This window comes from Pseudomonas sp. FG13 (assembly GCF_057809755.1).
The window spans coordinates 1-13,878 of record NZ_JBMDKO010000017.1 but is presented as its reverse complement, the minus strand read 5'-3'; the positions used below and the strand labels follow the sequence as shown (position 1 = coordinate 13,878).

The 13,878-nt window shown below is 61.2% G+C and carries 11 protein-coding genes; 6 read left to right on the top strand and 5 right to left on the bottom strand.

Translation table 11 applies throughout. From position 1 onward, the window contains the following. The first annotated feature begins 141 nt into the window (after positions 1-141). Both ACODTO_RS15435 and ACODTO_RS15430 read left to right on the top strand, forming a co-directional pair. The gene (locus ACODTO_RS15435; protein WP_139648297.1) at positions 142-825 is read left to right on the top strand and encodes a response regulator transcription factor; all 684 of its coding nucleotides are present in this window, start codon (positions 142-144) and stop codon (positions 823-825) included. Continuing rightward, a complete protein-coding gene (locus ACODTO_RS15430) occupies positions 803-2,188 on the top strand; it encodes a sensor histidine kinase (RefSeq protein WP_139648295.1) in 1,386 nt (461 codons plus the stop codon). The genes ACODTO_RS15435 and ACODTO_RS15430 overlap by 23 nt, the downstream gene beginning before the upstream one ends. Before the next feature lie 173 nt (positions 2,189-2,361). Here ACODTO_RS15430 and ACODTO_RS15425 read toward each other — a convergent pair whose 3' ends face one another. The 4 genes from ACODTO_RS15425 to ACODTO_RS15410 form a co-directional block, all read right to left on the bottom strand. Beyond that, positions 2,362-2,610 (bottom strand): DUF1652 domain-containing protein, encoded by a 249-nt coding sequence (locus ACODTO_RS15425; protein ID WP_139648293.1) that lies wholly within the window; start codon positions 2,608-2,610, stop codon positions 2,362-2,364. A gap of 242 nt (positions 2,611-2,852) precedes the next feature. Next, positions 2,853-4,337 carry a helix-turn-helix transcriptional regulator gene (locus ACODTO_RS15420; protein WP_139648291.1) on the bottom strand — a complete coding sequence of 495 codons (1,485 nt, stop codon included), beginning with the start codon at positions 4,335-4,337 and terminating at the stop codon, positions 2,853-2,855. A gap of 96 nt (positions 4,338-4,433) precedes the next feature. After that, positions 4,434-5,717: a Zn-dependent hydrolase gene (locus ACODTO_RS15415; protein ID WP_489106683.1), complete on the bottom strand. Its 1,284-nt coding sequence runs from the start codon at positions 5,715-5,717 to the stop codon at positions 4,434-4,436. Positions 5,718-5,839: 122 nt separating this feature from the next. After that, positions 5,840-7,318: an NCS1 family nucleobase:cation symporter-1 gene (locus ACODTO_RS15410; RefSeq protein WP_175364185.1), complete on the bottom strand. Its 1,479-nt coding sequence runs from the start codon at positions 7,316-7,318 to the stop codon at positions 5,840-5,842. Positions 7,319-7,942: 624 nt separating this feature from the next. On the opposite strand from ACODTO_RS15410, the gene hydA reads away from it, so the two are divergent. From hydA to preA, 3 genes are all read left to right on the top strand, one after another. After that, entirely contained in the window at positions 7,943-9,382 is a 1,440-nt protein-coding gene (gene hydA / locus ACODTO_RS15405) for a dihydropyrimidinase (protein WP_489106682.1), read from the top strand. A gap of 153 nt (positions 9,383-9,535) precedes the next feature. Beyond that, positions 9,536-10,903: an NAD(P)-dependent oxidoreductase gene (locus ACODTO_RS15400; RefSeq protein WP_489106681.1), complete on the top strand. Its 1,368-nt coding sequence runs from the start codon at positions 9,536-9,538 to the stop codon at positions 10,901-10,903. Next, positions 10,904-12,178 (top strand): NAD-dependent dihydropyrimidine dehydrogenase subunit PreA, encoded by a 1,275-nt coding sequence (gene preA, locus ACODTO_RS15395; RefSeq protein ID WP_175364182.1) that lies wholly within the window; start codon positions 10,904-10,906, stop codon positions 12,176-12,178. Between the two features lie 114 nt (positions 12,179-12,292). Here preA and ACODTO_RS15390 read toward each other — a convergent pair whose 3' ends face one another. Beyond that, positions 12,293-12,913: a TetR/AcrR family transcriptional regulator gene (locus ACODTO_RS15390; protein ID WP_175364181.1), complete on the bottom strand. Its 621-nt coding sequence runs from the start codon at positions 12,911-12,913 to the stop codon at positions 12,293-12,295. Between the two features lie 568 nt (positions 12,914-13,481). Between ACODTO_RS15390 and ACODTO_RS15385 the strand changes: the two genes are divergently transcribed. After that, positions 13,482-13,878: OprD family outer membrane porin (locus ACODTO_RS15385; protein WP_489106701.1), on the top strand; the 397-nt coding region annotated here is incomplete at its 3' end.

Below are 13,878 nucleotides of genomic sequence, written 5' to 3'. Positions count from 1 at the left end.
GTTAGGGATTATTTGTGACCAAGTGTTGATCCAGGCCAGTGAAACCGCTTGGCCGTCCATGAACTTTTTTTCAGAAAGCCGACAGGTTTTCTTTGGCAGAATGCCGCGCAATGGCATCAATTTCTCAACTCGGTACCGCCCATGAACCGCATTCTGACCATCGAAGACGACGCCGTGACCGCCCGTGAAATCGTCGCCGAGCTGACCCGTAACGGCCTGAACGTCGACTGGGTCGACAACGGTCGCGAAGGCCTGGAGCGAGCGGTGAGCGGGGACTACGACCTGATTACCCTCGACCGCATGCTGCCCGAGCTCGACGGCCTGGTGATTGTCACGACCCTGCGCACCATGGGCGTGGCGACACCGATCCTGATGATCAGCGCCCTTTCCGATGTGGACGAGCGTGTCCGTGGCCTGCGGGCCGGCGGCGACGATTACCTGACCAAACCGTTCGCCACCGATGAAATGGCCGCCCGCGTCGAAGTGTTGCTACGACGCAACAATGGCACCCGGGAGCCGGAAACCATCCTGCGCGTGGCCGATCTGGAACTGGATCTGATCAGCCGTGAGGCCAGCCGCAACGGGCAACTGCTCAGCCTGCTGCCCACCGAATACAAACTGCTTGAGTTCCTGATGCGCAACAGCGGGCAGATTCTTTCGCGCATGATGATTTTCGAGGAAGTCTGGGGCTATCACTTCGACCCGGGCACCAACCTGATCGACGTCCATATCGGTCGCCTGCGCAAGAAAATCGATCCGCCGGGCCTGGAACCGCTGATTCGCACCGTGCGGGGTTCGGGCTATGTCATTGCTGAACCCTGCTAAGGGCTGGCGCTCTTCCAGCAGCCGCCTGCTGGCGCTGTACAGCGCGCTGTTCGTGCTCTGGAGCGCCATCCTGATGGGGGTGATGTACTACGAGGTTTTCGGCTACCTCGACAGCCTGGCCAAACATTCCCTGATGCAGCGCCAGCATCTGTTCGCCCGCATCCACGGCGATCAACTGGAAGACGCGCTCATGGCCAGCCTGACCCTGGACGACCGCGGCGTCGACGCCTACGGCCTGTTCGACGCCCAACTGCGACACCTGAGCGGGCCGATCCTGCGGGTCCCCGCCGACCTGCCACTGGACGGCAAGATCCACATACTCAGCGATTGTGTCGACTACGACGACCCGAGCGTACCCTCCGACAGTTGCGATGCCGTGGCGAGCCGGACCCAGGATGGGCGCTGGCTGGTGCTGGCGCGGGACAACGGCTCGCTCTTCGCGGTGACCCGCATCATCCTCCATGCGTTGTTATGGGGTGTGTCGCTGACCATTCTGCCGGGGATCGCCGGTTGGCATCTTTTGCGCCGCCGACCGCTGCAGCGCATCCGCAAACTGCAGGCCAGTGCCGAGGCCATCGTCGCCGGCGACCTGACCCATCGCCTGCCGCTGTCGAGTCGGCGGGATGAACTGGACATGCTGGCGGCAATCGTCAATGCCATGCTCGATCGCATCGAACGCCTGATGAACGAGGTCAAGGGCGTATGCGACAACATCGCCCACGATCTGCGCACGCCGCTGACCCGTTTGCGCGCCCAGCTTTATCGTATCCAGCAGCAAGCCGCGGATGGATCACCCGAGGCCTTGCAGATGGATCAGGTGATCGCCGAGACCGATACCCTGATGGCACGGTTCCGAGGCTTGCTGAGGATCTCCGAGCTGGAAGACCAGCAGCGCCGCTCGGGTTTCGTGCGCGTCGACCCGCTGCAGTTGCTACAGGAGCTGCACGACTTCTATCTGCCCCTGGCCGAGGAAGGCGAGTTGACCTTCAGCCTCGAAGTACCCGAGACCTTGCCTTTGCTCAACGGCGACCGGGCGTTGCTGTTCGAAGCAGTGTCGAACCTGTTGAGCAACTCCATCAAGTTCACCCCGGCGGGAGGCAAAGTGACTCTGCGCGGTATCGACCAGGGCGACAGCACCCGCATCGAGGTGCTCGACTCCGGCCCCGGCATTCCGGAGCCAGAGCGCAAGGCCGTGTTCCGCCGCTTCTATCGTGCCGAAGGCAGCAGCCACCATGGCGGGTTTGGCCTGGGGCTGTCGATCGTCGCGGCGATTGTCAATTTGCACGGCTTCACACTGGAGGTGGGCAACAGCGAACACGGCGGCGCGCGGCTGGCGCTCGATTGCCGGGCGACGCTGTTGTAAAGATCGAGCCCAGTCTATTTGTGGCGAGGGGATTTAGCGAAACGTCGCACCGCCCCGCTGGGGTGCGAAGCAGCCCCAAAATAGTCACGTGATCGACGAACTTAGGGGGGGCCGCTCCGCGACCCAGCGGGGATAAATCCCCTCGCCACAGAAGACTGCATTCAGTTGATTATCTACACGGGATCGTTGCGATGCCCTGGGGTGTTCTGCAGTTCATACCGCAATTCGTCGATCAGCTTCGCCAGGCTTTCTTCCGAGCGAACGCTGTCGAGGTTCAAGCCGCTCACCACCAGGTCCACCTCTCCGCTTCCGCGGTGATAAAGACGGACAGTCAAAGTACCATCACCGTTGAGGTTGCAGTCGCAGGACAGCGGCGAGAAACTTTCTTCGAGTCGGGCGCGCAGGGGGGCCAATTGGGTCATGGTCTGCCCCCTCAAAACAAGACACACAAAGGAGCGGCAAACAACGCCGAGCCCCGGGTTTCAGCAGACGTCCTGTCAATGACTCGTTGGCTTTGATCACTACACATTGTGGCGTATTCCTTGACTGTTTCGTGGGGACGCGGCACTGCTCTGACACTGCCGCACCCTCACATCCTAAGCAGCCACCTGCCCGTCAGAAACCCGAATTTGCACTAACCCATCCGGTGCATTTGCACTGGCTATCATGGTGCCTTCATGTTCCAGTCATTCCCGAACAGACCTCGCTCCCGAGCCCAGACAATGGCCTCGCTACGGCTGTGAACATCCAGTTTCGAGTACAGGGTGGCGACGTGATTTCGCACGGTGTTGGGCGCCAGTTTCAAACGTGCGGCGATTTCCTTGTCTGCCAGGCCCTGGCAAATGAGCCCCAGCACATCCCGTTCCCGGGCAGTCAACTCGGTATAGGAAGTGCTGGGCAATTGCGTGTTGATGCTCTTTACGTTGGCCAGCTTCTCGATCAATGTACGGCTGAACCAGGAAGCGTCCTTCATCACCTCCTCGATCGCCGCCACCAGCTCCAGTTGCGAGCGCTTGCGTTCGGTGATGTTCACCAGGACCAGCAGATAACAAGGCTGGTCCTGAATGACCACGGTGTCGGCCGCCACCTCGCAGTCGATCAGCTCGCCGCCCTTCTTGCGTACCTTGACGTCGACATTGGACACCGTCGTGGTCTTCTCCAGACGGGCAAACAGCGTGGCACTGGCGTCCTTGTCGAGAAAGCCGATTTCCGCCACGGTCTTGCCAAAGAGTTCTTCACTGGCGTAGCCGGTGGTCTCGAGAAAGGCGTCGTTGATTTCCAGCAACAGCTGTTCGGCGCTGCACACCAAGGTGGGCACCGGGGACAGGCGAAACGACTTGGCGAAGCGCTCCTCGCTCTGGCGCAGGGCCGTTTCGGCCTTGCGTCGCGGCTCCATGTCCATGAAGGAAAACAGCATGCAATCTTCGTCGTGCAGGTCCAGTGGCTGGCCGGCGACGATGACTTGCTTGCTCGTGCCTTCCGGCAACTTCAGCTCGGCCTGCATCTGCGGAATGGTTGCGCCCTGCCCCAGGCGCTCGATGGCCAGCTCACGTCGCTCGGCGGCCTCCAGCACGTCCAGCTCGTAGACCGAACGGCCGATCACCTGCTCGCGGCTGTAGCCGGTCATCTCCAGAAAACCCTGGTTGACCTTGATGTAGCGCAGGTCGCTGAGGCGACAGATCACCGCCGGCGCCGGATTGGCGCCGAAGGTTTTCTCGAACCGCTGTTCGGCGCTGGCCCACTCCGTGGCGTCGCTGAGAATCAGCACCAGTAACTCCGGTGCGTCGTTGCGATCGGTCAGTACCATGCTGCGGATGCGATGGACCCAGGTGCGGTCCGGATCGTCCACCGGTGTGACTTCCACCAACACATCGCTGAACTCCTCGCCACGGGCGACCCGGGCGATGGGGTAGTTGTCCGCGGTCAAGGGATGGTTGTTGCGATAACGCAAATTGAAGCGCTGGGCATACTCCCGGGCATTGGCACCCAGTTCCCCGAGGTTCTTTACCCCGTGCATGTTCAGCACGGCCTCGTTGGCCCAGGCGATGGTCTGGTCGACTTCGATCAACATCACCCCGTCCGAGAGCCCGGCGATGATTTGCAGCAATTGACGACGATTGGTCTCCGTGGTGGGGACGTCCTGGCTCATTGGGTCTCCATAGGTCAGAAGCGCATGGAGGTTACGACCGTCCGTGGTCGTCGTGCGTTCCCTTGCGAACGCTGGCGAAGCCGCCGATCAACCCGTTTAAGCCGCCATGCGCCCTTCGGCGATGGCCTGGGAGGCGGCGAGCATCGCTCGCAGCAACACCGCACAGCCGGCAGCGAGGTCGTCGGGGGCGGCGTTCTCGATTTCGTTGTGGCTGATCCCGCCTTCGCAGGGCACGAAAATCATGCCGGCCGGGCCCAACTCGGCGAGAAAAATCGCGTCATGGCCGGCACCGCTGACGATGTCCATATGGGACAGGCCCAGCCCCTGGGCAGCCCCGCGTACGGCTTCGACACAGCCCGAATCGAAATACAGCGGCGGGAAGTCGGCGGTGGGGGTCAACTCATACGTCAGGCCGTGTTGCCGGCAGGTGTCGTCGATCACTTGCTTGACCTCGGCGATCATCGAATCCAGCCGCGCCGGTTCCAGATGACGGAAATCCAGGGTCATGCGCACTTCCCCCGGAATGACGTTGCGCGAGCCCGGATAGGCTTGCAGGCAACCGACGGTGCCGCAAGCATGGGGCTGATGGCCAAGGGCGGCACGGTTGACGGCACCGACAATGATCGAGGCGCCAACCAGGGCGTCCTTGCGCAGGTGCATCGGGGTCGGACCGGCATGGGCCTCGACACCTCGCAGCGAGAGGTCGAACCACTTCTGCCCCAGTGCGCCCATGACGATGCCGATGGTCTTGTGTTCGTCTTCCAGGATCGGGCCCTGTTCGATGTGCGCCTCGAAATAGGCGCCCACCGGATGACCGGTGACCTGGCGAGGACCGGCATAGCCGATGGCATTCAGCGCTTGCCCCACGGTGATGCCTTCGGCGTCGACCTTGGCCAGGGTTTCTTCGAGGGTGAATTTCTCCGCGAACACCCCGGACCCCATCATGCACGGGGCGAAGCGCGAGCCTTCTTCGTTGGTCCACACCACCACTTCCAGCGGCGCTTCGGTTTCGATGTTCAGGTCATTGAGGGTGCGCAACACTTCCAGACCGGACAATACGCCGAAGCAACCATCGAACTTGCCGCCGGTGGGCTGGGTGTCGATGTGACTGCCGGTCATTACCGGTGGCAGGATCGGATTGCGCCCCGGACGACGGGCGAAAATATTGCCCACCGCATCGATGCTGACGGTGCAGCCAGCCGCCTCGGCCCACTGCACGAACAGGTCCCGGGCCTGGCGGTCCAGGTCGGTCAGGGCCAGCCGGCATACACCGCCCTTGACCGTGGCGCCCAATTGGGCCAGATCCATGAGCGACTGCCAGAGGCGATCGCGGTTGATGTGTTGATGGGTGGATTGCAGGACGTCGATGGCGGCGTTCATGGATATCTCCTTTTTCCAGGCATTTTTCGCTGTATTCGAAGCCGCCATCGCGAGCAGGCTCGTTCCCACAGGGGAATGCATTGCACATGTGGGAGCGAGCCTGCTCGCGATAGGGCCCTCCTCTACACGGCGGACTTGGCGACGGATGGGCTCGCACGCAAACTGCACAACCCGTAATAAATCACCCCGCCCAGCGCCGAGCCGGTGAACCAGCCGTAGCTGTAGAACCAGTTGAACGCATCACTGCCCAGGGACAGCAGCGTCAATGCCACCGGCACGCCGAAGGCGATGAAACCGTTCCAGTTCCACGCAGGGTAAACGTCGTCGCGGTACAACCCGGCCAAGTCCAGCTGTTGTTTCTTGATCAGGAAGTAATCCACCACCATGATCCCGGCAATCGGCCCCAGCAGACTCGAATACCCCAGCAGCCAATTGGAATACACCGATTCAAGGCTGACGTCGGAGACAATCCAGCCGAGTTTTTTCAGCAGTTCGTGGGCCATCAGTGCCAGCCCCACCAGCCCGGTCAGCATCACGGCCTTGGAGCGGCCGATCACCTTGGGCGCCAGGTTCTGGAAGTCATTGGTGGGCGAGACGATGTTGGCGGCGGTGTTGGTCGAGAGCGTGGCGACGATGATCAGCACCATGGCCAGCGCGACCCACAACGGGCTCTGGATATGCCCGATCAAGGTCACCGGGTCGGAGACGGTCACGCCCACCAGTTTTTCCGAAGCGGCGGTCATGACCACGCCGAGGGAGGCGAACAGGAACATGGTCAGGGGCAGGCCTATGATCTGTCCCACAATCTGGTCCTTCTGGCTCTTGGCATACCGGCTGAAATCCGGAATGTTCAATGACAGGGTCGCCCAGAAACCAACCATGGCCGTCAGCCCGGCAAGGAAGTAGCTGGTCACGCCGGCACCCTCGGGTCGCTTGGCCGGCACCGCCATGAGCTCGGTCAGGGAGACATTCGGCAAGGCCCACATCAGCAGGCCGGCCCCCACCAGCACCAACAGCGGCGCGGACAGGGTTTCCAGCCACTTGATCGATTCGGCGCCCCGCAGCACCACCCACAGGTTCATGACCCAGAACATCATGAAGCCCAGTACCTCGCCCGTGCCCCCGAGGCTTTTCCAGCCTTCGAACACCGAACCGAGAAACAGGTGGATCGCCAGCCCGCCGAACATGGTCTGGATCCCGAACCAGCCGCATGCCACCAGGGCGCGGATCAGACAAGGAACGTTGGAACCGATGACCCCGAAGGACGAGCGCAGCAATACCGGAAACGGAATGCCGTACTTGGTTCCGGCAAAGGCGTTCAGGGTCAGGGGAATCAATACGATGATGTTGGCGAACAGAATCGCCAGCAGCGCCTCGCCCACCGTCAGGCCGAAATAGGCGGTGAGTACGCCGCCAAGGGTGTAGGTCGGCACGCAGATCGCCATGCCGACCCACAGCGCAGTGATGTGCCATTTGTTCCAGGTTCTCTCATGCACTTTCGTCGGTGCGATGTCGTGGTTGTAACGGGGGCTCTCGAGTACGTCGCTGCCGGCTTCAAGCTCGAACAACCCATCGCGCTCGGTCACAGTTGATCTGGTCATGTCCGCTCCACTGTTTTCATTATTTTTGCTCATCGACAGGGCGATGGCCGGAGTACTTGCATGTAAAGCACGCTGGCGACCGACGACCCTGCTTGGCAACGCAGACACTCAATTACCGTGCCGAATAACGCGCCGAGTTGACCGGTCGATCGATATAAGCGTTACAACCCTCTGATTCCTGGAAATAAAACAGCCATTCAAGGCCCTGCTGCTTTGCGCTGTTACCGTCTTCAGGCTAGATGACGTGCGCATTCTGTCGAGCCCGGGATTCAAAGTGGTGCATCCCGAATGAATGCGACGTGTCTAGGCCGCACGTCCACTGCTTTCAAGCCGCTGATTTACCATGACAAATCTCGCTCAAATAAGAATCCTGTCAAGTGCGTCAAAATTGTGAGCCCCCTCATCATTTTGGTGATCTGAATAATTACCTCTTAAATATCAACAAGTTGAATTCACAAGTAACTTGTTAAAAATAATCTTGATCATTTCAATAACTCCAGCTAGCGTCTAATCCTGACAGCAATGACAGGATCAACAACCTGCATGACTGCGTCACTGTCCAATCGTGATCTATAAAACATAAAGAACCGACATCAGTCGGTCATTGCCTGCGAGGAACTCGGAATGTCTCTGTTGATCCGTGGCGCCACCGTTATTACCCATGATGAAAGTTACCGCGCCGATGTGTTCTGTGCCGACGGCCTGATCAAGGCCATCGGCGAAAACCTGGAGGTTCCGGCCGCGGTCGAAGTGCTCGATGGCAGCGGTCAATACCTGATGCCCGGCGGCATCGATCCCCATACCCATATGCAGTTGCCATTCATGGGCACGGTCGCCAGCGAAGACTTCTTCAGCGGCACCGCAGCAGGCTTGGCCGGCGGGACCACCTCGATCATCGACTTCGTGATCCCCAATCCCCAGCAGTCGCTGATGGAAGCCTTTCATCAATGGCGCGGCTGGGCCGAGAAAAGCGCCAGCGACTACGGTTTTCACGTCGCAATCACCTGGTGGAGCGAGCAGGTCCGTGAAGAAATGGCCGAGCTGGTCAATCACCACGGCGTGAACAGTTTCAAGCATTTCATGGCCTACAAGAACGCGATCATGGCCGCCGACGACACCCTGGTGGCGAGTTTCGAACGGTGCCTGGAACTGGGCGCGGTGCCCACGGTGCACGCCGAGAACGGCGAGTTGGTCTACCACCTGCAGCGCAAGCTGTTGGCCCAGGGCATCACCGGGCCCGAAGCGCACCCGCTGTCACGGCCTTCGCAGGTGGAAGGCGAAGCCGCGAGCCGGGCCATCCGCATTGCCGAGACGCTGGGCACGCCGCTGTACCTGGTACACGTTTCCACCCGGGAAGCGCTGGACGAAATCACCTATGCCCGCAGCAAAGGCCAACCGGTCTACGGTGAAGTGCTGGCCGGACACCTGTTGCTGGACGACAGTGTCTATCGCCACCCCGACTGGCAGACCGCAGCCGGTTACGTGATGAGTCCGCCCTTCCGTCCCCGCGGACATCAGGAAGCGCTGTGGCACGGCTTGCAATCGGGCAATCTGCACACCACCGCCACCGACCATTGCTGTTTCTGCGCCGAACAGAAAGCCACCGGCCGCGACGACTTCAGCAAGATCCCCAACGGCACCGCCGGCATCGAAGACCGCATGGCCGTGCTCTGGGACGAAGGGGTCAACAGCGGCAAATTGTCGATGCAGGATTTCGTCGCACTGACCTCCACCAACACCGCGAAGATCTTCAATCTCTACCCGCGCAAAGGGGCAATCCGCGTCGGTGCCGACGCCGACCTGGTGCTCTGGGATCCCCAAGGCAGCCGCACGATTTCGGCCAAGACCCACCATCAGCAAGTGGATTTCAACATCTTCGAAGGCAAGACCGTGCGCGGCGTGCCCAGCCACACCATCAGCCAGGGTCGGCTGGTATGGGCCAACGGTGACCTGCGGGCCGAGCGCGGTGCCGGGCGCTACATCGAACGACCGGCGTATCCGGCGGTGTTCGACTTGCTGAGCAAGCGGGCTGAGTTGCAAAGGCCCACTGCGGTGAAACGCTGAAATCGAGGCCTTCGGCCGATCGCGAGCGGGCTCGCTACCACAGGGGCCGCATTTCCAATGTGGGAGCGAGCCTGCTCGCGATGAGGCCAGCGCAGCACCCAGAAAAACACTGCCCACCAGAGGCAGCACCTCCAACACCGTGAGGCCCATTCCATGATCCAGCCCTTGAGCCACCTTCCCCATTCCCAGGAAGACCCGACCACCCTCGCCGCCCGCTTCAGCGATCTGGCGCCACCGCTCAACGCCAGGCAAGCCCACCTGGAAGCGTCGCGGTGCCTGTACTGCTACGACGCTCCGTGCGTGAACGCTTGCCCGAGCGAGATCGATATTCCTTCGTTCATTCGCAACATCCACCAGGACAATGTCCAGGGCGCGGCTCAGAAGATTCTCTCGGCCAACATCCTCGGCGGCAGTTGCGCCCGGGTCTGCCCTACGGAGATCCTTTGCGAGCAAGCCTGCGTGCGCAACAACAGCCACGAATGCGCCCCGGTGTTGATCGGCCTGTTGCAGCGCTACGCCGTGGACAATGCCCACTTCAGCGAACACCCGTTCAAACGGGCCGCCACCACGGGCAAGCGCATCGCCGTGGTCGGTGCCGGTCCGGCAGGCTTGTCCTGCGCTCACCGCAGTGCGATGCACGGTCATGACGTGGTGATTTTCGAAGCCAGGGACAAGGCCGGCGGTCTCAATGAGTACGGGATCGCCAAGTACAAACTGGTGGACGACTACGCCCAGCGCGAATTGAACTTCCTGCTGGAGATCGGCGGCATCGAAATCCGCCACGGTCAGAAACTGGGCGAGAACCTCAGCCTGAGCGAACTGCACCAACAGTTCGACGCGGTGTTCCTCGGCCTCGGCCTGGCCGCCAGCAAACAACTGGGCCTGAGCGACGAACAAGCGCCGGGGCTGCTGGCCGCCACTGACTACATCCGCGAGCTGCGCCAGACCGACGACCTCAGTCAATTGCCGCTGGCCGACCGTTGCATCGTGCTCGGAGCCGGCAACACCGCTATCGACATGGCCGTGCAGATGGCCCGCCTCGGTGCCCGGGACGTCAGCCTGGTTTACCGTCGCGGGCTTGAGGACATGGGCGCAACCGGGCACGAACAGGACATCGCCAAGGCCAATCAGGTCCGCCTGCTGACCTGGGCCCAACCGCAACAGGTGCTGCTCGACGACGCTGGGCACGTGCGGGGCATGCGCTTCTCCCGCACCCACCTGGAGAATGGCCGACTGGTCATCGATGCCGACACGTTCGACCTGCCCGCCGACGGCATTTTCAAAGCCATCGGCCAGGCTTTCGACGAGGACGCACTGGTAGACCCGCTGGCCCGGGAACTCAAGCGCCAGGACGGGCGGATCCTGGTGGACGAACACCTGCGCACCAGTATCCCCGGCGTGTATGCCGGCGGCGACTGCACCAGCCTGGACCAGGACCTCACCGTACAGGCGGTGCAGCACGGCAAGCTCGCCGCCGAGGCGATCAATGCCCAACTCATGCTCAACGTGGAGGCTGCGTAAATGGCCGATCTGTCGATTGTCTTCGCCGGCATCAAAGCCCCCAACCCGTTCTGGCTGGCCTCCGCGCCGCCCACTGACAAGGCCTACAACGTGGTGCGCGCCTTCGAGGCCGGCTGGGGTGGCGTGGTCTGGAAAACCCTGGGAGAAGACCCGGCGGCGGTGAACGTGTCGTCGCGCTACTCGGCCCACTTCGGCGCGAATCGCGAGGTGTTGGGCATCAATAACATCGAGCTGATCACCGACCGCTCCCTGGAGATCAACCTGCGGGAAATCACCCAGGTGAAGAAGGACTGGCCAGACCGGGCCTTGATCGTGTCGCTGATGGTGCCCTGTGTCGAAGAGTCCTGGAAACACATTCTGCCGCTGGTGGAAGCCACCGGCGCCGACGGTATCGAGCTGAACTTCGGTTGCCCCCACGGCATGCCGGAACGGGGCATGGGGGCGGCGGTCGGCCAGGTGCCGGAGTACGTCGAGCAGGTGACCCGCTGGTGCAAGACCTATTGCTCGCTGCCGGTGATCGTCAAACTCACGCCAAACATCACCGACATCCGCGTCGCCGCCCGGGCGGCCCATCGCGGTGGCGCGGACGCGGTGTCGCTGATCAATACCATCAACTCCATCACCAGCGTCGACCTGGAGCGGATGGTCGCGCTGCCCACCGTCGGCAGCCAGAGCACCCATGGCGGTTACTGCGGCTCGGCGGTCAAGCCGATCGCACTGAACATGGTGGCGGAAATCGCCCGTGATCCGCAGACCCACGGCTTGCCCATCTGCGGCATCGGCGGCATCGGCAGTTGGCGCGACGCCGCGGAATTCATCGCCCTGGGCAGCGGCGCGGTGCAAGTGTGCACGGCGGCGATGCTGCACGGTTTTCGCATCGTCGAGGAGATGAAGGACGGCCTGTCACGTTGGATGGACAGCCAGGGGCACGCCAACCTTCAGGCGTTCTCCGGTCGCGCAGTGGGCAACACCACCGATTGGAAGTACCTGGACATCAACTACCAGGTCATCGCGAAAATCGACCAGGAGGCCTGCATCGGTTGTGGTCGCTGCCACATCGCCTGTGAAGACACCTCACACCAGGCCATCGCCAGCCACAAGCAAACTGATGGAACGCGCAAATATGAAGTGATCGATGAAGAGTGCGTAGGCTGCAACCTGTGTCAGATTACCTGCCCGGTGCAGGATTGCATCGAGATGGTCCCGGTGGAAACGGGCAAGCCGTTTCTGGATTGGGACCATGATCCGCGTAATCCCTATCATGTAGCCGTTTGAGAGCTGCGGTGCCTGGACTGGCGCCATCGCGAGCAGGCTCGCTCCCACAGAGGATCGCATTTCCAATGTGGGAGCGAGCCTGCTCGCGATAGCGCCGTCAGCCCCGACACAACACTAAGGCTCCAACCCGATCCCCCGCAAAATCACCCCGGTCACCGTCTGCACCGCCCGCTCGAACTGCATGTCCGACAACGGCTGGTGATCGTTGAGGATGTTGATCTGATGGTCGAAGTCGGCGTAGTGCTGGGTCGAAGCCCAGATCATGTAAAGCAGGCTCGACGGCTCCACCGGCAGGATGCGTTTGTCCTCCACCCACTGGCGAATTTTCGCTTCCTTCATCTTGGCCCATTCATAAAGACTGGCGTCCAGCGCCTGCCCCAGCGTGGGCGCGCCATGGATCACTTCGTTGGCCCAGACCTTCGAACCATAGGGCCGGCTGCGGGAATGGTTCATCTTGGCGCGGATATAACTGCTGAGCACCACCCGCGGATCGTCGAACATTTCGAAGCACAAGGCGTCCTGCTTCCAGACTTCCAGCAGATCGAACAGCACGGCGCTGTAGAGCTCGGTCTTGGTGCTGAAGTAGTAATGCAGGTTGGAACGGGGCAACTGCACTTCAGCCGCGATGTCGGCCATGGCAGTGCTGCCGAAACCTTTCTCGGCAAAGACCTTCTCGGCGGCCAGAAGGATTTTCTCGACGTTACTGCGACGAATCTCGATCTTGTGATTGCCCATGAGGGCTCCCTGGCAACAGCGATGCCCAAGACTAGCATTCCTCCACTGTCGAAAATACCGGGATTGCCTGTGGGAGTCGCTCCTTGTGGCGAGGGGATTTATCCCCGCTGGGCTGCGAAGCAGCCCTAATTACAGACACCTGGATGTATCTGACCTATTGTGCGAGTACCCAGGGGCTGCTCCGCAGCCCCAGCGGGGATAAATCCCCTCGCCACAAAAACTGAGGTGCTTCGAGGGAACCATTCGACCAATGTCTTAGACCAGTCATCGCATAACTTTCAGGCAAGGCGGCTACCTGCATCGAACCACTGCCAAGGCCGCGTTCTGCACTCCCCTCTGCTGAAACCGTCGATCCAGGCGACTTTCAAGCATCGCTCAATTGGATAATTCCGATCATGGCCAGTTGACAATGCGCAACGGCCCACAAATAATCGACGCCATGTTGTACGACGACGTATGACAAAAATAAAAACAACAAAAGTAGGAAGCCATCATCGTGAGCACACGTGTCCGTTTTTCGCCCGACAACCGTCCAACCCGCCGTACCCTTCTCCATTCCAGCCCCGCGATGCTCCTGCTCGGTTGCAGTGGTCTGGCCGCGTTCCTGCCAACCGCCGTCCACGCCGAAGGTTTCGTCGACGACGCCAAGGCCACGTTGACCCTGCGCAATGCCTACTTCAACCGCAACTTCATCAACTCGAACAACGCCCAGGGCAAGGCCGAGGAATGGACCCAGAACTTCATCCTCGACGCCAAGTCCGGTTTCACCCAGGGCCCGGTGGGGTTCGGCATGGACGTGCTGGGTCTGTACTCGATCAAGCTCGATGGCGGCAAAGGCACCGCCGGCACCCAGTTGCTGCCGGTCCACGATGACGGCCGCCCGGCCGATGACTTCGGTCGCCTGGGAGTCGCCCTCAAGGCCAAGGTGTCGAAGACCGAACTGAAGGTCGGCGAATGGATGCCGG